Genomic DNA, 21,546 nt, shown 5'->3' on the forward strand with positions numbered 1-21,546 from the left:
TTACGCTGTCTCCGAGGCTTCCGATGAGCCCGATGGCGGAGGTTCCGTGGCGGACGTGCATCCAGAGCATGCGCAGCTCCAGGCGGACCGGATCTACCTGGGCTGGCAGTACGCCTTGTTGCACCCTGATCCGGGTCCGGCTCCCAAGCGACCCTCGCCCGTCGAGAATCCCCCCGAGCCGCTCGACCCCGAGTGGGTACGCAGGGAACGCCTCAACGAGGACCTCCTGAACCGGCCGGTCAAGATCGTTCGAGGGTTCATGGCCGCGCTCGCCACCCTGATCCTCGTCCTCGGCATCACCGAGATGCTCAGCTGGTCGTTCGCCGCCGTCGGGGTGATCGCCGCCGGTGGCATCGCGGCGTTCTGCAGCTACGCCGTCCACCAGGGCGACCGGGCGGTGCGCCACCGCATCAGGGAGCGCGAGGTGGCCGGTGACCGGCTGCGGGAGGAACGCGACAGGGAGCTCTTCCTCGCCCAGGAGGAGCACGCCGCCCGTTACCGGGAGTGGGCGGAGAAGAAGGAGCGCCACGACCGCCAGCTGACCTGGTACGCCGTGGCGGTGCCCGACGAGATCGACCGGATCGACGTGGCCGGAGGCACGCTGCCCGGCTGGTCGGCGCTGATCACCCTGCTCGGCGCGACCCGCCTCTACAGCGGCGGCCACCTGACCGTGCTCGACCTGTCCGAGGGCGCGATCGCCAAGGACCTGATCGAGCTCGCGCGCAGGGGCGGCGACGACCCGCTGGTCTGGGTGCTGCCGGTCGACCTGCCCCGGCTCGACCTGGGCGCGACGCTCGCCCCGGAGGCCTTCGCCGACGTCCTCGCCCACGTCGTGAGCGTCAGCGAGGAGCACCGCTCGACCAGGGACCTGTCGTTCGACAACGCCATCCTGGAGCGGGTCCTGGAGGTCCTCGGCGAGAGCGCCACGATCAACCAGGTCACCGCCGCCCTGCGCGCCCTGGCCCAGGTCGGCGACCCCCGCGAGGACCTGCGGTTCGGCTTGATCACCGCCACCCAGCTGGAGCGGATCGGCACGCTGTTCGGCCGGGGCGTCAGCGACCGGGTGGTGATCGAACGGGCGTGGGCGCTGGAGTCGCAGCTGCGCAAGCTGGAGACCCTCGGCTCGGAGGCGGTGCGCCTGCCGCCCGCGCGCCTGCGGGTCGTGTCGATGGACCGCCAGGCGGGCGTGTTCGGCAACCGCGTCCTGGGCACGTACGTGGCGACCGCGCTCACCCACATCCTGCGCCAGTCGCCCGCCTCCGAGCGGCCGTGGTACCACACGATCATCGTCGCGGGCGCGGACAAGCTCCGCGGTGACGTGCTCGACCGGCTGATGGACGCCTGCGAGACCTCCAGGACCGGCCTCGTGCTCACCTACCGGGCGCTGACCCCGACCGTGCGGGAGCGGCTCGGGCGCGGGCACGCGGCGGTGACGTTCATGCGGCTCGGCAACGCCGAGGACGCCCGGGTCGCCAGCGAGCACGTCGGCACCGAGCACCGGCTGGAGCTCGCCCAGCTCACCGAGACGATCAGCGCCGCCGGAGCCGGGATGGACGGCGGCTACGTCTCCACGGTCGGCCAGGCCGAGGAGGGTGACGAGGAGCGCGACGTGAGCCACACGGACCTCAAGGAGGACATCACCGAGTCCACCGAGTGGGGCCGTCGCGCGACCAAGGCGATGGGGGAGACCGAGCGGGTGCTGCACCGCTCCAGGGAGTTCCTCGTCGAGCCCCACCAGCTCCAGCAGCTTCCCACCACCTCGGTGATCGTCACCGACGCCACCGCCGAGGGCCGCAGAGTCCGTCTCGCCGATGCCAACCCGGCCATATTGACCTTCCCCAAGACGACGCTGGGCGAGTTCGACGAGATCAGGGAAGCCGCGCTGGACCACGTGCACCAGGAGCAGAAGGCGGAGCCGCGCGCGTCGAGCGCGTTCGAGGACGCGCCTCCCAACCTCGGCCCGCCCCCGGCCAGGCTCGACTGGCGTCGCCGCCAATGAGAACCCGGCCCAGGCCGACGGGAGCCCGGCAGACGGGAGCCCGGACGACGGGAGCCCGGAGGGCGGAGGCCCGGGCGGTGCGGGTCCGGGTGACGCGAACCTGGAGGGGGGAGGCTCGGGCGAAGGAGGCTCGGGTGACGCGAGCCTGGAGGGGGAAGAAGGCTCGGGTGAGGTTCGCTCGGGCGGCGGCGTTTTCACCGGATGCGTCAACGAGTCGTCCGTATCTCGTAATGGGATGGTCAATGCCGGGGTGCGAGCCCCGAGTCAGGTTCGACCGTGGTTGCGGGGGTGACCTACCCTCGATCTCGATCATGCGTCGGCCGGTACGACGGAGCGATCCGTGAAGCGTCAACCCTCCGGCCTGGAGCCGGGTCCCCCGGGTGGAGACCAAATGCAGCCAAGTGTGTCCCGTCCGCCCAATGCCCTGACCGGTCCCTGGTACAGAATCCAGGCGATCACGGCGCCCTCGCGCAGCTCCTCCGCCGAGTGGGACTTCGTCACCGTCCTGCCCGCCGTGCTCTCCACGGCCCAGCGCAACCGGCCCTTCGTGGTCGGCTGGCTCTCACGCGGGTCCGGTGCCCCGCTGGAGCTGATCACCAACGCGGGGCCGCTCACCCCGCCGCGCCCGCCCCGCAGGGCCGCCACCGAGGCCGAGCACGCCCCCGGCGGTCCCGAGCCGCTGCTGTTCCCCAGCGGTGCCCGCGGTGTCCGGATCGGCGACGAGTGGCTCCGCGACCTGTCCGATCTCGCCTGGACCGTCTGCCCGGGACGGCAGGCCCCGCCGCTGGGCGGGCGCCGCGAGCCGGACGCCGACGAGATCAGGCGGCCCACGCTCTTCGAGTCGACGCTGGTCACGCTCATGTCCCGGCCGTTCGCCTGGCTGGTGGTGGCCGAGCAGACCGACCTGCTCGACGCCGAGGTCGCGCACCTGCGCACCCAGCTCAACGTGCTGCGGCAGTACGGTGACGCCTCCGAGCGCTCCCGCTACGACGCCGAGCGGGCCGAGCGGCGCATGCAGGAGCTGGACGCCTTCCGCGAGGCCGGGCTGTGGAACGTCCGGGTGCTCGCCGGGGCCGCCGGGCCCGAGGAGCTGCGCCAGATCGCCCCGGTGCTCGTCGGCTCCGCCGAGATGAGCCACCACCCCTACCGCCTGCGCAGCGCGCTGTCCGGTCCCGTGTACGGCTTCGCCGAGGCGCTGGCCACGACCCTGCAGGACCCGGCGGACGGCGCGGCCTCCCCGTTCGCGGCCACCGCGGGGGCGCTCGCCGCGCTCGCCGGGCTGCCGCACCGGGAGGTGCCGGGGGTACGGGTCCTCGACGCCGGCTTCTTCGACGTGACCAGCGAGGCGGACAACGTGCCCGGCGCGCTCACCGTCGAGCTCGGATCGATCCTCGACGGCCAGGACAGGCCGGTCGGCTCGTTCAAGGTCCCGCTGGCCACCCTCAACCGGCACGCCTTCGTCACCGGCGCCACCGGCTCCGGCAAGTCGCAGACCGTCAGGCACCTGCTGGAACAGCTCACCGGCGCGGGCATCCCGTGGCTCGCCATCGAGCCCGCCAAGTCCGAGTACGCCTCGATGGGCGGCCGGATCGAGCATCTCGCCCCGGTGACCGTGATCAACCCGTCGGCCCCGGAGAGCGTGCCGTTCAGCGTCAACCCGCTCGCCCCCGAGCCCGGCTATCCGGTGCAGGCCCACATCGACATGGTCCGCGCGCTGTTCATGGCGGCCTTCGACGCCGAGGAGCCGTTCCCGCAGATCATGTCGCTCGCCCTGCAGCGGGTGTACGAGGCCAACGGCTGGGACGTGGTCACCGGCTGGGCCGCCCCGGGCGCCGCGGTCAGGCCCGCCGTACCGACCCTCGAACAGCTCCAGCGGCACGCGATGGACGTGATCAAGGAGATCGGCTACGGCCGGGAGGTCCAGGCCGACGTGGAGGGCTTCATCTCGCTGCGGCTGCGGTCGCTGCGGGTCGGCTCCGCGGGCCGGTTCTTCGAGGGCGGGCACCCCGCCGACATCGGCGACCTGCTCCAGCGCAACGTGGTGCTCGCCATCGAGGACGTCGCCAACGACGAGGACAAGGCGTTCCTGATGGGCACCTTGATCATCCGGATCGTGGAGCACCTGCGGATGCGGGCCAGGAAGGAGCGCAGCAGCGGGCTCAAGCACGTCATCGTGATCGAGGAGGCGCACCGGCTGCTGCGCGACCGGGGCGCGGGGCGGGCCAGCACGCACGCCGTCGAGCTCCTGGCGGGCATGCTCGCCGAGATCCGCGCGTACGGCGAGGGCATCGTGGTCGCCGAGCAGATCCCCACGAAGCTGGTCTCCGACGTGGTGAAGAACACCGCGCTGAAGGTCATCCACCGCCTCCCCGCCGAGGACGACCGCCAGCTGGTCGGCGCGGCGACGAACCTGAGCGAGGAGCAGTCCCGGCAGGTCGTCTCGCTCCCGCCCGGCGTCGCCGCGGTCTTCGCCGACGGCATGGACCGGCCGCTGCGCATCCAGGTGCCGCTGGGCGAGGACCGCGAGCGCCCGGTCCCCGGCCACATGCCGCCCATCTGCGGACGCCGCTCGGCGGCCTGCGGGCAGGAGTGCCGCACCGGCCGGGCGTGCACGCTGGTCGAGCTGCGCGAGGCGGACCTGCTCGCCGGGGCGTCCGAATGGGCCTGGCTGCGGATCTGGACCGACACGCTGGTGCTGGCGTTCTGCACCAACCGGCCGGTGCCCGGGGTGCCCAGGGCGCTGGCCGACCTGTGGGCGGAGCTCCCGCCGCGGCGGCGCGAGTGCCTGCTGGCCACGGCGGTGGAACGCTGCGTGGGCCGCCGCGCCTGGTCGCTGCGCACCGTCAGCGACCCCGCCAAGCTGACCGAGCAGGTCGCCACGATCGCGACCAGGCTGCTCGGTCCCGACCGCGACCCCGGCGAGCGGCCGGGGCCCGCCTGGGTCATCCCGCAGGTGCGGTGGCTGCACGAGGTGGACAGGCTCTTCCCGCACGGCCAGCCCGCGCCCAACCCGCGCGGCTCCGCACCGGTCATGGAGTACGCCCTGTTCAACCGTCCCGCGGGTGGCACCGAGCTGCTCGGCCACCGGGCCAAGGCGCTTCGCCACCACCCGCTGTCCATGGAGGTGGACAGGAACAGGGAGCTGGCTTGGCGGGTGATCCTCGGCGACGACGAGCGCGAGAGCGTGGAGCGCGACATCCTCACGGTCACCATCGGCGTCGACCCGGCGGACCGGCTCCGGCACGTGTCCCAGACCATGGGGGCGAGCTGGCTGGAGAGCGTGCTGTCGTGGCCGCACCGGTTCGTGCTGCCCTTCGACGCCGACTCGCCGGAGCCCGCCGAGCTCGCCTTCGTCGAGCAGTGAGGGCGGTTCGGCCAAGGTGTCCCCGGCGTGCGGAAGGTTCACTCCGTGAGCTTTGCCGTGAGCTTTTCCCCGAACTCCGCCATGAGCCCCGCCCGGGTCTTTTCCGGTGTTCTCCGGCCGGGTCCGAGGGCTTGCGTACCTCACCGTCACCGGGGGGTGCGTGTGACGTGCCGCCGGGGGGTGACGGTGCCGAAGCAGGGCTAAGATCTGCGGCATGAACGATTCGGTGATTCCGGTCCCGCGGCCGGGCCGGTCGGCCGCCGGGTCGTCCCGCGACGGGTCGCCAAGCGAGGAGACGGCATGACTCAGCTTCCGCTGCGGGCGCAGCTCGCCACCGCTCTCGGCCGGACGGCCGCGACCCTGTCCCGGGTCACCGGGCGCGGAGACGGGTCGGTGATCGGGGGCCGGGTGAGCCTGGTCCTGGAGCCCGACCTGCTGCGCAAGCTCGCGCACGACCGCAAGCTCGCGCTGGTGAGCGCGACCAACGGAAAGACCACGACGACCCGCCTGATCACCTCCGCGCTGTCGGAGCTCGGCGACGTCGCCACCAACGCCTTCGGCGCCAACATGCCCGCCGGGCACGTCTCGGCGCTGTCGTCGGCCAAGCACGCCCCGTACGGCGTGCTGGAGGTCGACGAGAAATACCTGCCCGAGGTGATCGACACCACCGGTGCCGGGGTCATCTGCCTGATGAACCTCAGCCGCGACCAGATGGACCGGGCGGGCGAGATCTGGCTGCTCGCCCAGAAGTGGCGGCGGGCGCTGGCCGGCAGGAACACCCATGTGATCGCCAACGCCGACGACCCGCTGGTGACCTGGGGCGCCTCCACGGCCGCCTCGGTCACCTGGGTGTCGGCGGGCCAGCCGTGGAAGGAGGACTCCTGGTGCTGCCCCGAGTGCGGCGGCCCCCTCGACCGCAAGGGCATGGAGTACGTCCCGCCCGGCAGCGTCGGCGCCGGTGCCCCCTCGAAGTCGGGGGAGAACGACTGGGCCTGCCGCGAGTGCACCTTCCGGCGGCCCGAGCCGTCCTGGATCCTCGACGACGACGCGGTGATCGACCCGCGCGGGCGGCGCTGGGTGCTCGACATCCAGCTTCCCGGGCGCGCCAACCGGGCCAACGCGGCGATCGCGCTGGCCACCGCCGAGGTGTTCGGCCTGCCCGTCGAGCGGGCGCTTCCCCGGCTGCGCGAGGTCAGGTCGGTCGCCGGCCGGTACACCACGGTGGAACGCGACGGCCGGCACGCCCGGCTGCTGCTCGCCAAGAACCCGGCCGGGTGGCTGGAGGCGTTCGACGTGCTCGACTCCTCGCTTCCGGTGATCCTCTCCGTCAACGCCCAGGGGCCCGACGGCCGCGACACCTCGTGGCTGTGGGACGTCGACTACCGCGTGCTGCGCGGCAGGCCGGTCTTCGTGGCCGGTGAACGGCGGCTCGACCTCGCGCTCCGGCTGGACGTGGCGGACGTGCCGTTCCAGCTGGCGGGCTCGTTCGAGCAGGCGCTCGCCGCGCAACCGCCGGGCAAGGTCGACGTGATCGCCAACTACACCGCCTTCCAGCAGATCCGATCGGAGTTCGGTCGTGCAGTCTGACAGCGCCCTGCGCCTTGTCTGGATCTATCCGGACCTACTGAGCACGTACGGCGACCAGGGCAACGTCCTGGTCCTGGAGCAGCGCGCCAAGCGCCGGGGCATCCCGGTCGAGACCGTGCACGTGCGCTCGGCCGATCCTGTCCCGGAGGGCGGCGACATCTACCTGATCGGCGGCGGTGAGGACCGGCCGCAGATCCTTGCCTCCGAGCGGCTCCGGCGCGACGGCGGCCTGCACCGGGCCATCCAGCGGGGCGCGGCCCTGCTGGCCGTGTGCGCGGGCTACCAGATCATCGGCACCACGTTCGGTGGCGAGGAGGGCCAGCCGGTCGACGGCATCGGCCTGATCGACATCTCCAGCGGGCGTGGCCAGGGCCGGGCCGTCGGCGAGCTGGCGGGGGAGGCGGACCCGGCGCTCGGCATCCCGACGCTGACCGGCTTCGAGAACCACATGGGCGTCACCCGGCTCGGGGCCGGGGTCCGGCCGCTGGCGCGTACGGCGGTCGGCACGGGCAACGGCGACGGCACCGAGGGCTGCTACATCGGCAAGATCGTCGGCACCTACCTGCACGGCCCCGCGCTCGCCCGCAACCCCGGCCTCGCCGACCTGCTGCTCACCTGGGCGGTGGGTGCCCAGCTGCCGCCGATCGACGACGCCTGGTTCGACCGGCTCCGCGAGGAGCGTCTGGCCGCGGTGCTGCCCCGCTGATCGGGCGTCGTCCTCGCCGACGGAGGTGTCTCACCGGCGGGATCGTCTCCATGACGGTGTCGCCCTGTCGGCAGGGACGTCTCGCTGAGGGTGGTGTCTCACCGGCAGGGTCGTCTCGCTGAGGGTGGCGTCCCACCGGCGTGGGGGACCGGCTGCCCGGCCTCGCCGGGCGGCCGGTCGACGGCCGCGGGCTCGGGACGGGCGGTGCTCCGGCGGTCTCAGTAGATCTCAGTAGATCTCAGTAGACGAGGGCCTGGACGCCCTCGCCCAGCACCTCTTCCACGAAGGTGGGGGCGCCCGCGATGCGGATGCCGTCGATCACGTCGTCGACCGTGATGTCCCGCCGGGCCGCGCACTGCGTGCACAGCGTCACCTTGCCGCCCGCGAGCACCGCGTCGAGCAGGTCGCCGAGCTGGGCCGCATGCGGAAGGCTGAACTCCTTCGCCCGGCCGGGAAGGGCGAACCAGGCGGATTCGCCCGTCAGCCAGAGCGAGACGGGGACCCCGCTCGCCAATGCCGCCACAGCCACCGTGAACGCCTGATTGCAGCGCTCAGGTGAGTCTTCGCCTGCGGTAACCTTGATCACCAGTGATCGTGCCATGTTCGCAGCCTATGCGGCCCGGCGTCACCGGCGCGAACCATACCTGAGCGGCCCTAGGCTCGTTTCATGGACGTTCCCGAACTGCATCCCGATCTTGAGCCGATCGCCTTCCTCGTGGGCCGATGGGAAGGCGCCGGGGTCGGGGGATATCCGACGATCGAGAGTTTCAACTTCGGCCAGGAGATCGTCTTCGGTCACAACGGCAAGCCGTTCCTGACCTACACCAGCCGCACCTGGCTGCTCGACGAGGCGGGCGGCAAGGTCCGCCCGCTGGGCACCGAGACCGGTTTCTGGCGCCAGCTCCCCGGCCGCCAGCTCGAGGTGTGCCTGTCACACCCCACGGGCATCGTGGAGATCTACGTCGGCGAGGTGGTCTTCAACAAGATCGAGCTCCAGACCGACGTGGTGGCCCGGACCGCGACCGCCAAGGAGTACACGGCGGGCCACCGCCTCTACGGGCTGGTCAACGGCAACCTGATGTGGGCGTACGACATGGCCTCCATGGGGCAGCCGCTCCAGTCCCACATCTCGGCCGAGCTCAAGCGGGTCGGTGACTTCGTCCCCGACGAGGTGTGAGGTCCGCGGCCAGGTGGGGTTCTTCCCCGACGCCGGGTGAGGCCCGGGCCTCCGCCCGCCGTCCGTGACGGGGTGAGGCGGGGCGCTGGTTACCCTCTGAGCATGAGCACCCCCTTCACCCCTGATGCGGTCGAGGCGATCAAGCGCCACATGAACGACGACCACGCCGATGACGCGCTGCTGATCTGCAAGGGCCTCGGCGGGCAGCCCGAGGCCACCGGCGCGACGACGACCGGTGTCGACGCCGAGGCGATCGAGTTCGCCGCCGTGGTCGGCGGGCGGGACGTCACGGTCCGGGTTCCCTGGAGCGCCACGCTGACCGAACGCGCCCAGGTACGCACGGAGGTCGTCCGCCTGTACCGGGACGCCTGCGCCGCCCTCGGCGTCCCCGCCCGCGGCGAGCACTGACCGGCGGATCCGCGTTCTCCCTCCGCTCTTCGTACCGCCCGCGCGCCGGGCCGGATTCGGCGGAGGCGGTGATGTGGAGACGATGGCGTGGAGACGGTGGCGTGGAGACGGTGATCCGGCATGGCCCGTGCCGTCCGGCCGGCGTACGCCAGGGACCCTTCTCCCGAACGGGAAACGGGAAACGGGAGGAGCAGGTGGGCCGGTTGATGACGGTCCGGTCACTGTCGAGACCGATCGTGACGTTCGTGGAAAGCTCCCAAATACCAAAATTTCCTGAAAAAGGAGGCGCGGTGAAACCACGAGCACTCGTACTGGCGCCGATGCGAGGTCAGGAGTGGAACCGCCTGAGAGAGCTGATCGACGTCCACTACGACCCGGCCGACCACCGTCCCCACCCGGCGGCCGAGCTCGCCCGGCAGCTCGTGGACACCGGCGCGCGCATCCTCATCACCGAGTCCGACGAGGTCGCCGGTCCGGTCCTGGACCTTCCCCTGCTGGTGGTGGGCTGTGCCCGCGGCGAGGCGGGGAACGTGGACCTCCTGGTCGCCACGGCGAAGGGCATCCCCGTCGTCTGCGCCCCGGGACGCGACGCCGACGCGGTCGCCGAGCTCACCCTCGCCCTGATCCTCGCGGTGACCCGCCGGGTGGCGGTCGGCGACAGGGAGATCCGGCGAGGTCTGGCCTCCTACCGGCGGTACCGCGCGTGGGAGCTCGCGGGCCGGACCATCGGCCTGGTCGGCTACGGGGTGGTCGGCCGCGCGCTGGCCTGGCGGATGAAGGGGCTGGGCATGCGCGTCATGATCCACGACCCCGACGCGACGGAGAACCGGTACGGGCTCGACGTCCTGCTGGCCCAGGCCGACGTCGTCTCCGTGCACGCCTCCGCGTCCGCGGGCCCGTTGGTCGGGGCGGCGGAGTTCGCCGCGATGAAGCCAGGATCGATCTTCGTCAACACCGCGGAGGCGGCCCTGCATGACATGGACGCGCTCGTCGGAGCTCTGAAGACGGGCCATCTCGGCGGAGCGGCCCTCGATCGGTTCACCGGGGAGTGGCTCGACCCGGCCCACCCGCTCGCCGACATGGACAACGTGGTGCTGACCCCGCATCTGGGCTCGGGAACCTACGACACCGAGATCAACCACACCCGGATGATCTGCGAGGACATCGTCAGGGTCCTCGGCGGTGAGCGCCCGCTGCACTGCGCCAACCCCGGATTCCAGGAGTGAGGGCCGGAGCGACCCGGCGATGAGGGGCGGCCGCGCGGAGGCGAGCGGTCCCGCGAGGGGGAGACCGGTCTCGCGACGGGGAGGTGGTGCCCCGTGAGGCCTGTGAAGCGGCGCGGTCCTGTGAGGGGGGAGGCGGTCGCGCGGCGGGGCGGCCTCCGGAAGCGGCGGGGCGGCCTCCGGAAGGGGCTTCGCGGAAGCAGGGTGATCGACAAGGAAAGCGCTGGAAAGGGAAGAACCCCGGGCCACTTCCCCCTGCTCGGCAGGAGGGCCGGTGGACTACAGGCGGGATCGCCCGCCTCCGGCGGCCCGGGGTTCCGGTGATTGTCGTGGATTCGCCGAACGTCGCCAGACGCCCGGACAGAGTCCGGTCGCGGCGTCCTAGCGGACAGCCACCTCGCTAGCCCAACTATGATCAACCATCGTTCGGACCACCTCCTTTCGGCGTGCCTGTACGTTATGAAACTCCGCGGCCCCAGGGCAAATGAATTTTCCCGCCCGCCACCATCCCCCGGAGCCCGCCCTCTGACCAGCTTCGACGCGGTCCGGTGAGGAGCCGACGAGGCACCGACGAGGCACCGATGAGGCACCATGCCGGGAACGTGAACACCCCCCGGTTCAGGCCGGAGTCGTTCTCCGGTCTCTCGGGTCGTAGGACGACGGAGAGAGCCCCGGTGCTCATAGACTCTCGGTATGACCGAGACGTCGTGGCATGAGGAACTGCGGGCGCGCGGTTACCGGGTCACTCCGCAACGCCAGCTGGTGCTTGAGGCGGTCAAGGCCTGCGAGCACGCCACCCCCGAGGAGATCTGCACCCGGGTGCGGGAGACCGCGCGCGGGGTGAACATATCGACCGTCTACCGGACCCTTGAGCTCCTTGAGGAGCTCGGCATGGTCACCCACTCCCATCTCGGGCACGGCGCCCCCACCTACCACCTGACGGCCGAGGCCGATCATGTGCATCTGGTCTGCCGCGGCTGCGGGGAGATCAGCGAGGTCAGCCCCGACCTGGTGGAGAACTTCGTCGCCAACCTCGACCAGAAGCTCGGGTTCCTCACCGACGTGCACCACCTGACGGTCTTCGGCCGCTGCCGCAACTGCCGCTGAGCCGCCGGGGAAGCCGTCGCCGGAGTGCGTTCGCCGGGCTGCCGGGGAAGCGGGCCGCAGGGCCGTCGGGGAACCGGTGCCGGGGTACGTCAGCGAGCCGCCGGGGGACGCGCTCCGGCCTCTGTCCCGCCGAGCCGCCAAGGTGCGTCGTACGGCCCGGACCCGCCGGGGGAAGAGTCGCCGCCGCTCTCTTCGGCGAGGCCTCGTAGGCTGTGTGCATGCGAAGCCCTCTGCTGGACACTCCCGGCGCGGTCGCGGCTGAGACCCCCGACGCCGACGTCGCCGGACACTACGGCGATCCGTTCGCCGAGCAGCGCGCGCTGCTCGCCGGGGAGGCGATGGTCGACCGGAGCAACCGCGAGGTCGTCCGGATCTCCGGCCCCGACCGTCTGAGCTGGCTCAACAGCCTCAGCTCGCAGAAACTCGACGACCTGCAACCCGGCCGGCCCACCGAGACGCTGCTGCTGGACGCCCAGGGCAGGGTGGAGCACCACCTCGTCCTCGTCGACGACGGCGAGGCGGTGTGGGCCCACGTCGAGCCGGGCACCGGAGCGGAGGTGGCCGCGTTCCTCGACAAGATGCGGTTCATGCTGAGGGTCGAGGTCGCCGACGTGACGGATCGCTACGCCGTGGTCTCCGTGGCGGGGGAGGCGCGCCCCGACCTGCCCGAGGGCGCCGTCGCCGTCGGGCGGGACATCCTGCTCCCGCGTGACCTGCTGGCCGGGCATCTCGGGCTGAGGCTCGCCGGGCTCTGGGCGTACGAGGCGCTGCGGATCGAGGAGCACCGCCCCCGCCTGGGCTTCGAGACCGACCACAAGACGATTCCGCACGAGGTGGGCTGGATCGGCACGGCCCTCCACCTCAACAAGGGCTGCTACAAGGGCCAGGAGACCGTGGCCCGCGTGCACAACCTGGGTCACCCGCCCCGCCGGCTGGTCTTCCTGCACCTGGACGGCAGCGTCGACACACTGCCCAAGCACGGCGCCCCGGTGACCCTCGACGGCGCGGAGATCGGTTTCGTGGGAAGCTCGGCGCGCCATCACGAGCTCGGTCCGGTCGCGCTGGCCGTGGTCAAGCGGACCGTGCCGGTGGACACCACGCTGGAGGCCGCGGGAGTGGCCGCGTCCCAGGAGGTCATCGTGCCGCCGGACGCCGGGCGCAACGTCCAGATCGACCCGAGTCTGCGCCGCCGCATCCGCTGACGGCTCGCACCTGACGGCGTCGCGTCCCGGGCGGGCCGCTTCCGGCCTGCCCGGGTGCCGCCGTCATCGTTCCCGGCTGTCCGGTCTTCCCGGATGCCGCCGTCATCGTTCCCGGGCCGCTCAGCCCGCCCAGGGCGCGCGCGTGCGGTCCGGGGCGGTCAGATGTCCACGACCAGGGTGATCGGGCCGTCGTTGGTCAGCCCGACCTTCATGTCGGCACCGAACACCCCTGTCTCCACGCGGGCGCCCAGCCCGCGCAGCTCGGCGCAGACCGCCTCCACCAGCGGTTCGGCGACCGGACCCGGGGCGGCGGCCTGCCAGGTGGGACGGCGTCCCTTGCGGGTGTCGCCGTACAGGGTGAACTGGCTGACCACCAGCAGGGGCGCGCCGATGTCGGAGCAGGACTTCTCGCCGGAGAGGATCCGCAGGCCCCAGAGCTTGGCGGCGAGCCTGGCCGCCTCGGCGCGCGTGTCGGTGTGGGTCACGCCGACCAGGACCAGCAGCCCCGGCTCGTCGATCGCCCCGACCGTCACGCCGTCCACCACCACCGACGCGGAACTCACCCGCTGTACGACCGCACGCATGCCCCCATCATCCCGTGCTCCCGGGCATCTCTAGACTTCGGGCGAAAGGAGACAAAGGTGTCTGCTGAGTCATTGTTGGTCGAGGTCGTCCGCTCGGGGTTCGTGGAGTCCACCCATCGGGCGCGGATGCTCGCGGTGGCCGCCGACGGGTCGCTGGTGCGGGTCCACGGGGAGGTGGACGCGCTGGTCTCGCCGCGCTCGTCCATGAAGCCCCTGCAGGCGCTCACCATGGTCCGCGCCGGCCTCCCCCTGGAGGGGGAACTGCTCGCGCTGGCGTGCGCGAGTCACGCGGGGGAGCCGTTCCACGTGGACGGGGTACGGAGGATCCTGGCCGGGGCCGGGCTGGACGAGAGCGCGCTCGGCTGCCCGGAGGACCTGCCGGAGGACGTCGCCTCCCGCGACGAGGTGCTGCGCTCCGGAGGGAGCCGGGCCAGGGTCTACATGAACTGCTCGGGCAAGCACGCGGCGATGCTCGCCACCTGCGTGGTCAACGGCTGGCCGCTGGAGACCTACCTCGATCCGGCGCATCCGCTGCAGCGGGCCGTACGCTCCACGGTCGAGGAGCTGACCGGCGAGCGCGTCGCCGCCGGCGGGGTGGACGGTTGCGGCGCCCCGCTGTTCTTCGTCTCGATGCTGGGCGTGACGCGGGCGTTCCGCGCCCTCGTCCGGGCCGACCCGGACACTCCGGAGCGCCGCGTCGCCGACGCCTTCCGCGCCCACCCCGAGTGGACGTCGGGGACCGCCCGCCCCGAGGCCCGGCTGATGCGGGCGGTCCCCGGGTTGCTGGTCAAGGCCGGAGCCGAGGCGTTCGACGCCTTCGTCTTCACCGACGGCCGCTCGGGAACCGTCAAGATCGAGGACGGCGGCCAGCGCGCCCGGGTCCCGGTCACCGTCGCGGCACTGACCGCTCTCGGCTTCGAGGCCCCCGGGCTCGACGAACTCGCCGCAGGGGTCCTGCTCGGCGGGGGGCGCCCGGTGGGCGAGATCCGCGTTCGGTAGCCGCCGCGGATTCGCGTACGGCGGTTCTCACAGGGAGCGGAACTGGCGGGTGGTGGAGATCGCCCCCGAGGTGGTCATGGTGAAGGTCCGCATCGAGTCGGCGAACCTGGACAGGTCCCACTCGGCCGGGCCGTGATACCAGTACAGGTGGTCGGCCTGCTGGCCGTTGCCGGTGACCGAGGAGACCACGCGGGCCCAGCGGTCGACGCTGTCGAAGATCACGGCGTAGGGCAGGTAGCGGGAGAACAGCTCCACCCGCTGGGCCACCGGGACGTCCCCGCCGATGTCGGCACCGGCCAGATACTCCCTGAAGCCCAGGGTGTGGGCGAGGGCACCCGCGCCCTTCGCGGTCTTGGCGGGCATGTACTGGCCGCCCACGGCCAGGGCGGCACCGGCGATGATCAGAGCCAGGCCGAGCACCCCGTACGTGGTGAACCAGGCCAGCGCGACGGTGGCGAGGACGCCGAGCCCGGTGAGGACCACGCCGATGGTCGTCCAGCGGGTGCGGACGGTGTCGGGGCGGCGGGCGAACCAGCCCTGCGTGACCACGTCGCGGTAGAGCGCCTCGCGGACCTTGCCCAGCTTGGTCCCGAACGATCCCTTGAGCTCTGACAGCAGCACCGCGTCGTGGCCGTCGAAGATGGCGTTGTAGAGCTCCCGCTCGTAGGGCATCAGCGAGGCGACCTGGGCGGCGGGTATCCGTACCAGCCTCCAGTCGGGGGTCTCGTACGTCTGCCGGGGCTGCTCGTCGATCCTGAGGTAGCCCCGGACGGCCAGGTCGACGATCGTGGCGGTCACGTCGATCACGTCGGCCTGCTCGTCCATGAGGGTGCCGATCTGGCCGGGGCGGACGCCGTCCGGCGGGGCGAAGTGACCGTTCTCGACGCCGCTGAGCGAGCCCGACTCGTGGCCGACCACGCGGGCGTCGCGGCCCCGGGTCCAGTAGAGGAGGCCGAGGCCGCCGAGCAGCAGGAGCAGCAGACCGGCCAGCGCGCCGCCGGTGACGGCGTTCAGGGTGAAGGCGTTGGACAGCTCGAAGCGGCGCTCCAGGATCGGCGCGCCCTTGGTCGCACCGGTGGGGTAGCCGACGACCACGGTGAGGACCTCGCCGGCGCCGAGGTCCTGCTGCCCGAACTCGGCGGTGACGCCCGTGTGGTCCATGGAGGCCTCGGTGCAGGCGATCGCCGAGCTCAGGGGGCCGGCGAAGCACGACAGGTTCTGCATCGTGGCCGGCCCGCTCACGCTGACCTTGGCCTGCTCGACGGGGACGGACCAGGCGCCCACCGCGTACCACCGCAGCTCCTGGGCGTCGGCCAGTGGCGTGACCGTGCCCTGGACGTCGTACTCCAGGGTGGCGCTTCCGGTGCCCTTCAGGGTGATGGTCTCGCCGGTCAGCGTGGCGTCACCCTTGAGACCGGTGACCCGGTAGAGCCGGTCGCTGCCGTCGTCGTAGCGGGTCCGGTCGACGAGGTCGCGCGACGGCGCGTCACCCTCGAAGGCGACCTCCTCCTTGACGTGGAGCACGCCGTCCTGCCGGAGCTGCAGCTGGACCGTCGTGCTCGTCACCTTGCCGGCCTGCGCGTGCCGCGCGGCCTGCCCGGCCTGCCCGGCCTGCGCTTGCTGTGCGGCCTGCGCGAGCCGGGAGGATTCCGCGCCCGGGCCGTTCGCCGGTGCCGGGGACGCGAGGGCAGGGGATGCGAGAGCAGGGGACGCGAGGGCAGGGGACGCGCTGAGGGTCAGCGCGAGGATGGCCGTCGCGGCCAGGCTCCCGGCTGCTCGGCGGGAGAAAACCGTCCTGCGCGGGAAAGCCGTCCTGCGCGAGGAAGCCGTCCTGCGCAAGGCAGTCGCTCGGCGCGAGGAAGCCGCTCGGTGCGAGAAAGATGCCGCCATGTGTCGGGAGCTTAGCGAGATCCACCGGCCCGTGATGACCCACCGCGTATCCATTTTTTCTCGCTCATAAACCCATATGTGTATATATCCGCTAGATTGCCGCCCGGAGATCCACTCTTTGGAGAGGCGGTCGCATGCGCCCACGGGGGTCGAACCCGCTGGCCTTCGGCGTACTCGGTGTTCTCGCCCTGGCGTTCGCCACGGTCGTGGTGATCGCCGGTCTGGCCGGTGAGGAGAAGGCGGAGGTTCCCGCCGGTCCCGGGACCGCACCGGTGGCGACGGGAAACGCACCCCCTCGGCAGACGGGGAACACCGAGATCACCACGCCGGACTTCACCCCGCCGGAGAAGCTGGACCTCGGCTCGATGGGCGGCACCGAGATCACGCCGGTCGCCGCGGCGCGGAGCATGGCCGTCGACCTCCGCTACATGCGGCGCTCGGACACCACGGCCCGGCTCAAGCGCAACCCGCTGTACGGCACGGGCCTGATGCGCCCGACCACCTGCCGCGCCCCGAGGCCCTCGACCCAGCCCCGCGACATGCTGTCCTATCTCAACGCCGTCACCGGCTGCCTGGAACGGGCGTGGTCGGCGAAGTTCTCCCAGGCCGGCGCGGTCTTCCTTCCGGCGCGCAAGGTCTACTGGTCCCGTCCGGGCCGGGGCCCCTGCGGGACCTACCCCGACGACTCCGCCTCCGCCTACTACTGCCCGTCCAACCGGGGCATGTACATCGGCCTGAGCCATGTGATCGAGCAGAGCGGTGACCGCGACCCCGCCAGGAACCACGTGCCCTACATGGCCGTCCTCGCCCATGAGTACGCCCACCACGTGCAGAGCATGGCCGGTATCGGTGGAGCCTGGTGGTGGGAGGTCTCCAACAAGTCCCGCGCCGCCCAGGACTCCCACTCCCGCCGTCACGAGCTCCAGGCGCAGTGCCTCTCAGGGGCTTTCATCCGCACCGTACGGGAGCCGATGGGCGTCACCGCCGCCCGCTGGCAGGAGGTCCTGCAGACGGAGTTCGGGCGCGGCGACGACCAGAGCGGCAACCCCCGGCGCGACCACGGCAGCGGCGAGCACTACGCCGCCTGGCTCCATCAGGGATGGAAGTACGCCAGGATCGCCTACTGCAACACCTGGGCCGTCGGCCCCTCCGAGGTGAGCTGACCCACCCTCGTCTCCACCATCCTCCTCACCTCACCCCATGCCTCGCCTCGGCCCGGTGGGACGGAGCCCGGACCGTCACGGCCCGGCGGTGCCACTCCGACGCCACTCCGACGCCGCCGCGGCCCGGGCGATGCCGTCGCGCTCGATGAGCCGCCCTGATCCGGGGCGGCCGGGCCGGAACCATGGGTCCGATCGTTTTCATGGGGCCGAGTCGCCGCGATCGGCGGCGGACATCTGCAATCATGTCGGGAGTCCGACGTTTCCCGAGGTGGCATGCGCGCGCCCGTACGTAGACGACCGTGGACGCTCGCGGTCGCGTTTCTTGTGGCGATTTCCTGCCTTATTTCGGGATGCAGCCTCGGTGGTGGCGCGACCACGCCGCCGGCCGCAGGCACGGGTCTTCCACCCACCTCATCGCTCCCGGCCCCGCTCGTCATGATCGTCGGCGACAGCTTCACAGTCGGATCGGGTCCCGTACGGGCCTGGGACGGCTACGCGGCCAAGGTCGCGCGGGAGCTGGGCTGGCAGCTGATCACCGCGGGCGCGGCGGGAACGGGCTTCGTCAATCCCGGCCGGGTGGGCCGGACCTTCCAGGACTCCTTCGTCAAGGAGCTCTCCTGGCGCCCCGAGCCCAACATGCTGATCATCTCCGGCGGGCGCAACGACCGCCGGATCGAAGCCGCGAGGATCGAGAACGCGGCCGTCCGCCTGCTGGAACTGGTCAGGCGGCGATGGCCGCACACCAGGATCGTGCTGGTCGGCCCGATCTGGATGACCAAGGCTCCCCGGTGGGCCTACGACGTGCGGGAGGCCGTCCTGCTCGCCGCCGACCGGCAGGAGGTGCCCTTCCTCGACCCGTTCGAGCCCCTCGGCCCGCACGGCCGGGGCTGGGGCCGCGGAGCGGTCCTGCCCGACGGCGTCCACCCGACCCTCACCGGCCACGTACGCCTCTCGCGCTGGATGGTCTCCACGCTGCAGAGGCACGGCATTGAGGCGCGTCCCTCCTGAGGGCGCGGGCCCGTTCTTCGTGGACCGCGCCCCTCGATAGCACATAAGGGACATTTCGTCATAAAACTACCCTTAAGTGTTCTGTGATCCTCATAAGCCGACAATCGTAGTGTAAAAGGATCGAATTATCGTTTATGGGTACAGACGGCAGGAAAGTATGACAAGCGGGGATGGGTCATATCTCTCCATCGCTAATGATTTCCGACTGATCCAGAAATGTCGGCAATCGGGGTAATTGAACCTTTCGAGGGGAAAAGCAATGCCCAAGTTCAAGAGTGTTATCGCAGGGCTCGCGTTCAGTGTGGCGCTGACCGGCGGGGTTGTCGGAGTGGGCGCGGCGACCACCGTCGCGAGCGCCGCCGCGACGACCACCGCCGTCACCGCCGCGGCCTTCCCGACCTGGGGCGGGGGCGGCTGCCGCCGCGGCTGCGGCGGCGGCTGGGGCGGCTGGGGACGGCACGGCGGAGGCGGCCGCCACCGCGTCAAGGTGCGGATCAACAACCACAACCACAACAACAACTATCTGTCGAACAGAAACCGCAGCGGCGGCTTCGGGTTCGACGACTGACCGGATCTCCCTATCGCCGGAGCACGCTCGCGACCTGATCCGGGCGCGGCGCGGGGAGCCCCGTGGCCGGTGTGAACCGGCCACGGGGGCCGCGGCGAGACCACCGGTGACGGCGGCCTCAAGGCCCAGGAGCTCGCGACGAGTCACGATGCCGGGCTCGAGGTCGCCACGGACGTGATGATGCTTACCCTCGCGCTGGCACAGGCCTGGAACGCGACTCCGATGCCCATCCGCACGCCGAAGGGGCCGGAGAGCGCCGCGCGGCTGAAGCGCCACCGAGCGTCGGTGGTGCGGGCCGCGACCGCGATCGCCCGCGAACTGCTCGGTTGAACTTCCCCGGCCCCCTGCCGGGACGGGCATCCGCGTTCGCCGGCCGCCCGGCCGCCACGACGGTGCTCCGAACCCCGAGGTTCTGAGGGTTCGAACGTCGGGCGGGTCCTGGGAGCCGCCGGGTCACGTCTAGGAGACGGTGGGAGCGGGCGGGGCGCCGGTACCCGGCCAGGTGCCGATGAAGCCGAAGGTGATGGATCCCCCGGCGGGGACGGATCCGTTCCAGGCGGCGTTGGTGAAGGTGAAGACCGGAGGGGTCGCGGAGAGGGTGGAGCTCCACGCCTGGCTGATGTTCACGCCCGAGGGATAGGTGAGGACCGTTCTCCAGTTGGTGACGGCCGCGGTGCAGCTGACGGTGACCTCGCCCTGGAAGCCGCCCTGCCAGTGGTTGGCCGTGCGGTACGTCGAGGTGCAGCCGCTCGGCGGGGTCGAGGTGGTCGTGAAGGTCGTCGCCGCGGAGGCGGCCGAGGTGTTCCCCGCGGCGTCGCGGGCGACGACGGTGACGGTGTAGGCGGTCTGCGCGGTGAGGCCGGTCAGGGTGATCGAGTTGGTCGCGGACGAACCGAGCTTGGTGGTCCCCCGGAAGACGTCGTAGCCGGTGACCGCGCGGTCGTCGGTGGAAGCGGTCCAGGACAGCCGGGCGCCGGTCGAGGTGATGTCCGAGGCGGCGGGGGTGCCGGGGCGGGTCGGCGCCTCGGTGTCGGGGGTGCCGGTGCCGCCGTAGATCGTGGCCTCGACGGAGGTCTGCGCGATGCCGTTCGCCCCGTTGAACAGGCGCTGTCCCCAGGTGGTGAGGCTCGCGACGTCGAAGTTGGTCACCTGGTCGAGATACTCGACGCCGCCGCCGTTGCCGCTCCACGACCAGCCGAGGTAGCCGACCCCCCTGGCCTGCGCCTGGGCCATGATCGTGTCCTCGTCGGGGTTGCCGTCGGAGTGGTCGAAACCGAACTCGCCGATCACCAGCGGCAGCCCCGCCGTCTGGAACGCCTGCAGGTAGGAGGTGACCTCGGCGGCCGTGTCGAACACCCCGTACATGTGGACGGAGAAGACCGTGTTGCGCTGCGGGTCGGCGGCGGCGACCGTGGCCGCGTTGTCGCGCATGGTGAAGTTCCAGTCCTGGCCCCAGTTGGGCGCGTCCACCATGATCAGATGCTGGAACCCGTTGCTCCGCAGCCGGGTGATCGCGGCCGAGGTGGCCTGGGTCCAGCCGGGGGTGGTCGCGTTGTTGCCGAAGGGCTCGTTGCCGATGTTGAGGACGACGTAGTCCTCCTGGCCGACGATCGCGCTCTTGACGCCGATCCAGTAGTCCACGGCCTGGTCGAGGGTGTACGCGCCGCTCTGCTCGCCGTACCCGGTGGTGTCATGATTTTCCAGGACACAGATGAGCTTGTTCTGCTTGCAGAGCGAGACGACGTTCGCCACGTCGGCCGCGCCGTTGGCGGTCCACCGGCCGCCGCTGAGCACCACCCTGACGGTGTTCGCGCCCAGCGACTTGATGTCCGCGAACGAGCCGGTCTGGGTCGCGTACCAGGTGTGCGCGTGGCTGGTGCCCCGCATGACGAACGCGTTGCCGTTCGCCTCGAGGATCCGCGTACCGCTCACGTGGAGGCCGGTGGCGGCGTGGGCGGGCGGCATGGAGAGGAGGAACGGGAAAAGGAGCGCCGCGAGCAGCGCGAGTCTGATGCGCATGACCTGCCTCGGTGGGGGAGTGCCCGGCCGGGCGGAGGGGTCGTCGCGCCCGGCCGGGGCGATGAGGCGTCCGGGGATCCAGAGGATCCGGGGGAGGAGCGGACGCCTGGACAACGTGGAACGAGGTGCCGGTTCGCGGTGCGGACCGGCGGGGTGAGGGGGTCGGAGCGCCCCGCCGGCCCGTGGCGCGGGCCGGCGGGACCGGGAGGTCAGCCGGTGGTGCAGGCCACCGGGGTGGGGACGCCGTTGGTGCCGTTCTGGGTCCCGGTGAAGCCGAAGGACGTCGAGGCGTTCGGGGCGAGCGTGCCGTTCCAGGCCAGGTTCCTGACCGACACGTCCGCTCCCGTCTGGGTGTGCGCGCCGCTCCAGAGCTGGCTGATCGTCTGGCCGTTGGGGAACCTCCAGGTCACCGTCCAGCCGGTGATCGTCGAGGTGCCCTCGTTCTTGACGGTGACCTCGCCCTGGAAGGCGCCCTGCCAGTCTCTGACGACCGTGTACGTGGCCGTGCAGCCGCCCGTCGGGGCCGCCGTCGTGGTGAACGC

At 71.6% G+C, this 21,546-nt stretch carries 19 protein-coding genes; 14 read left to right on the top strand and 5 right to left on the bottom strand.

Annotated elements, in window-relative coordinates; genetic code table 11:
* Positions 1-55: 55 nt before the first annotated feature.
* From AB0F88_RS06615 to AB0F88_RS06630, 4 genes are all read left to right on the top strand, one after another.
* Positions 56-1,999, top strand: coding sequence for a hypothetical protein (locus tag AB0F88_RS06615; protein WP_362678188.1), 1,944 nt, complete (start codon positions 56-58; stop codon positions 1,997-1,999).
* A 391-nt stretch (positions 2,000-2,390) separates the two neighbouring features.
* Entirely contained in the window at positions 2,391-5,363 is a 2,973-nt protein-coding gene (locus tag AB0F88_RS06620; RefSeq protein WP_362678190.1) for an ATP-binding protein, read from the top strand.
* Positions 5,364-5,663: 300 nt separating this feature from the next.
* Positions 5,664-6,950, top strand: a complete 1,287-nt coding sequence (locus AB0F88_RS06625) for a MurT ligase domain-containing protein (protein WP_362678192.1) — start codon at positions 5,664-5,666, stop codon at positions 6,948-6,950.
* Positions 6,940-7,656, top strand: coding sequence for a glutamine amidotransferase (locus AB0F88_RS06630; RefSeq protein ID WP_362678194.1), 717 nt, complete (start codon positions 6,940-6,942; stop codon positions 7,654-7,656). Before AB0F88_RS06625 ends, AB0F88_RS06630 begins: the two co-directional genes overlap by 11 nt.
* A gap of 238 nt (positions 7,657-7,894) precedes the next feature.
* Here AB0F88_RS06630 and AB0F88_RS06635 read toward each other — a convergent pair whose 3' ends face one another.
* The gene (locus tag AB0F88_RS06635; protein WP_362678196.1) at positions 7,895-8,257 is read right to left on the bottom strand and encodes a DsrE family protein; all 363 of its coding nucleotides are present in this window, start codon (positions 8,255-8,257) and stop codon (positions 7,895-7,897) included.
* 66 nt (positions 8,258-8,323) lie between these two features.
* On the opposite strand from AB0F88_RS06635, the gene AB0F88_RS06640 reads away from it, so the two are divergent.
* The 5 genes from AB0F88_RS06640 to AB0F88_RS06660 all read left to right on the top strand — a co-directional run bounded on the left by AB0F88_RS06640 (position 8,324) and on the right by AB0F88_RS06660 (position 12,773).
* Positions 8,324-8,833, top strand: a complete 510-nt coding sequence (locus AB0F88_RS06640) for an FABP family protein (protein WP_362678198.1) — start codon at positions 8,324-8,326, stop codon at positions 8,831-8,833.
* 102 nt (positions 8,834-8,935) lie between these two features.
* Complete coding sequence (locus AB0F88_RS06645) at positions 8,936-9,241, top strand: DUF2470 domain-containing protein (protein ID WP_362678200.1); 306 nt, start codon at positions 8,936-8,938, stop codon at positions 9,239-9,241.
* 290 nt (positions 9,242-9,531) lie between these two features.
* Positions 9,532-10,467: an NAD(P)-dependent oxidoreductase gene (locus AB0F88_RS06650; protein WP_362678202.1), complete on the top strand. Its 936-nt coding sequence runs from the start codon at positions 9,532-9,534 to the stop codon at positions 10,465-10,467.
* Positions 10,468-11,157: 690 nt separating this feature from the next.
* Complete coding sequence (locus tag AB0F88_RS06655; protein ID WP_350969247.1) at positions 11,158-11,571, top strand: Fur family transcriptional regulator; 414 nt, start codon at positions 11,158-11,160, stop codon at positions 11,569-11,571.
* Between the two features lie 218 nt (positions 11,572-11,789).
* A complete protein-coding gene (locus AB0F88_RS06660) occupies positions 11,790-12,773 on the top strand; it encodes a glycine cleavage T C-terminal barrel domain-containing protein (protein ID WP_362678205.1) in 984 nt (327 codons plus the stop codon).
* 158 nt (positions 12,774-12,931) lie between these two features.
* On the opposite strand, the gene dtd is transcribed toward AB0F88_RS06660, so the two are convergent.
* Positions 12,932-13,357, bottom strand: a complete 426-nt coding sequence (dtd, locus tag AB0F88_RS06665) for a D-aminoacyl-tRNA deacylase (RefSeq protein ID WP_362678207.1) — start codon at positions 13,355-13,357, stop codon at positions 12,932-12,934.
* A 57-nt stretch (positions 13,358-13,414) separates the two neighbouring features.
* Here dtd and AB0F88_RS06670 point away from each other — a divergent pair, with 57 nt between their 5' ends.
* Positions 13,415-14,356, top strand: a complete 942-nt coding sequence (locus AB0F88_RS06670) for an asparaginase (RefSeq protein WP_362678209.1) — start codon at positions 13,415-13,417, stop codon at positions 14,354-14,356.
* Positions 14,357-14,383: 27 nt separating this feature from the next.
* On the opposite strand, the gene AB0F88_RS06675 is transcribed toward AB0F88_RS06670, so the two are convergent.
* Entirely contained in the window at positions 14,384-16,195 is a 1,812-nt protein-coding gene (locus tag AB0F88_RS06675) for a DUF2207 domain-containing protein (RefSeq protein ID WP_362678211.1), read from the bottom strand.
* Between the two features lie 185 nt (positions 16,196-16,380).
* Here AB0F88_RS06675 and AB0F88_RS06680 point away from each other — a divergent pair, with 185 nt between their 5' ends.
* From AB0F88_RS06680 to AB0F88_RS06695, 4 genes are all read left to right on the top strand, one after another.
* Complete coding sequence (locus AB0F88_RS06680) at positions 16,381-17,409, top strand: neutral zinc metallopeptidase (protein ID WP_362678213.1); 1,029 nt, start codon at positions 16,381-16,383, stop codon at positions 17,407-17,409.
* Between the two features lie 435 nt (positions 17,410-17,844).
* A complete protein-coding gene (locus tag AB0F88_RS06685) occupies positions 17,845-18,417 on the top strand; it encodes an SGNH/GDSL hydrolase family protein (RefSeq protein WP_362678215.1) in 573 nt (190 codons plus the stop codon).
* A gap of 259 nt (positions 18,418-18,676) precedes the next feature.
* Positions 18,677-18,985 carry a hypothetical protein gene (locus tag AB0F88_RS06690; RefSeq protein WP_362678217.1) on the top strand — a complete coding sequence of 103 codons (309 nt, stop codon included), beginning with the start codon at positions 18,677-18,679 and terminating at the stop codon, positions 18,983-18,985.
* 174 nt (positions 18,986-19,159) lie between these two features.
* Positions 19,160-19,315 (top strand): hypothetical protein, encoded by a 156-nt coding sequence (locus AB0F88_RS06695; RefSeq protein ID WP_362678219.1) that lies wholly within the window; start codon positions 19,160-19,162, stop codon positions 19,313-19,315.
* 129 nt (positions 19,316-19,444) lie between these two features.
* Here the strand turns inward: AB0F88_RS06695 and AB0F88_RS06700 are convergent, their stop codons facing one another.
* Both AB0F88_RS06700 and AB0F88_RS06705 read right to left on the bottom strand, forming a co-directional pair.
* Entirely contained in the window at positions 19,445-21,004 is a 1,560-nt protein-coding gene (locus AB0F88_RS06700; protein WP_362678221.1) for a cellulase family glycosylhydrolase, read from the bottom strand.
* 209 nt (positions 21,005-21,213) lie between these two features.
* Positions 21,214-21,546, bottom strand: a 333-nt coding sequence (locus tag AB0F88_RS06705; RefSeq protein ID WP_362678223.1) for a cellulose binding domain-containing protein, incomplete at its 5' end; no start/stop codon positions are given.

The organism is Streptosporangium sp. NPDC023963, from assembly GCF_040639135.1.
Lineage (GTDB): Bacteria > Actinomycetota > Actinomycetes > Streptosporangiales > Streptosporangiaceae > Streptosporangium.